The organism is Saccharomonospora iraqiensis subsp. iraqiensis (assembly GCF_000430445.1).
Lineage (GTDB): Bacteria > Actinomycetota > Actinomycetes > Mycobacteriales > Pseudonocardiaceae > Saccharomonospora > Saccharomonospora iraqiensis.
The window spans coordinates 1-1,719 of the sequence record NZ_KE387126.1 but is presented as its reverse complement, the minus strand read 5'-3'; the positions used below and the strand labels follow the sequence as shown (position 1 = coordinate 1,719).

Below are 1,719 nucleotides of genomic sequence, written 5' to 3'. Positions count from 1 at the left end.
GTCCGCCCGCCAGCGGCCGTCGCCGAGCGGAACCAGGGTGTTCGCCGCGCCGACGGCCGCGGCGCGGGTGGTGACCTCGTCCGCGAGGTCGACGGCGGCCCGTTTCCCCGGCATGGTCACCGACAGGCCCGCCCACTCCGGGCCGAGGTGACGCACGAAGTCCCGCAGTCGGTGCTCGTCCACCTCGTGTGTCTCGTAGCTCCAGCCGGTCAGGCCCAGTGCCCGGTAGGCGGCGCGGTGCAGCACCGGGGACAGCGAGTGCCGCACCGGTCTCCCCGTCACGCCCGCCCGACGGACGGGCGCGTGGCGGTCAGAAGATCCCACGTTGCCTCGCGTCCTCGACATTGGCGTTGTGCTCGTCGATGTCCTCGGAGAAGCAGGACAGCCCGTTCGTCTCGCACTTGACGAAGTAGAGGTACTCGGTGTCGGCGGGATCGAGCGCCGCCTCGATCGCCTCCTGGCTCGGCGACGCGATCGGCGTCGGCGGGAGCCCCGGCCGCGAATAGGTGTTGTACGGCCCCTCCTCGAACCGGTCCTCGTCCTCCGTCGTCAGTTCCGGGCGCTTCTTCAGGTAGTTCACGGTGGAGTCCATCTGCAGCGCCATGTCGATCCGCAGCCGGTTGTAGATCACGCTGGCGACGTTCTCGAAGTCGCTGCGCACCGCCTCCTTCTCGACGATCGACGCGATGACCATCAGCTGGTACGGGCTGTACGGGGTGCTGCCCGCCGAACTGGGCATCCCCGCCGCCTCCAGCCGCGTTGCCGACGTCGTCAACACCTCGGACAGCAGCTGTTCGGCGTTCCAGCCCGGCTTCACGTCGTAGACCCCCGGCGCGACCAGACCCTCCAGGGTCCGCCCGCGTTCGGCCTGCGCGGCGTCGTGCTCGGCCCAGGCGGGCACCCCGAGCTCGGTCAGATCGACCGAGTCGGCCGTCTCACTCAGCTTCTCGGGGGACACGCACGTGCTCTCCCCGTTGAGTTCCGCGCAGGAGGCCTCGGACAGGAGGGTGAACACGCCCGGCGTCACCGAGTCGTCCGGCTGGACGACATCGGAGAGCTGGGTGCCCGCGCGGACCTGCAGGTGCCCGACGCGGGAGGAGTCGCCGACCAGTCGTTCGAGCGCCTTCTCCCCGGACATCTTCGTCTTCATGTGGTAGAAGCCGGGCCGCACACCCAACACGCGGTCGTCGCCCTCGCTGGCCGCCAGGAAGGCCCTCCTGCTCGCGACCACGTCGAGCTCGACCATCTCGGCCGCGATGGCACTGGTGACGTCCCCCTCCTCCACCCGGACGACGACGTCGGCCTCCCCCGCGCCCTCGTAGTCCTCGTAGCCGAACCCGAGCAGCTCGGCCGCACCGAAGTACGCGCCCCCGGCGAGCAGCACGAGCACCCCGACCGCCGCGACCCACTTGACCAGCGGACGGCCCCGCCGCCGGTCGTCGTCGGCATCGTCGTCGGTGTCGTCGTCGCCGAGTTCGTCCTCCAGGTACTCGGCCACGGCGCGGTCGTCGTCGGCGTCGTCGAGGTCGTCGAGGTCCTCGTCGTCGTAGGCCCCGTAGGGATCGTCGGAGACCCCCTCGTCGAGCAGGTCGTCCTCCGGGTCCTCGAGGTCGAGCAGGTCGGTCGGATCATCGTCCGGCGGGACACCGTCGTTGGCCGACGGCCTGCGCCCGCCGACGCGGTCACCGGCCCCCGGCGGCGGTGCCTGCCGCCGCGGCC

The 1,719-nt window shown here is 71.3% G+C and carries 1 protein-coding gene and 1 pseudogene; both read right to left on the bottom strand.

The features are described from left to right. A pseudogene (locus tag ACTIR_RS24315) lies at positions 1-345 on the bottom strand (shikimate dehydrogenase); the annotation flags it as partial. Further along, a partial coding sequence (gene mltG / locus ACTIR_RS0118770; protein WP_324607105.1) for an endolytic transglycosylase MltG occupies positions 311-1,719 on the bottom strand: 1,409 nt, incomplete at its 5' end. The pseudogene ACTIR_RS24315 and the gene mltG, both read right to left, overlap by 35 nt.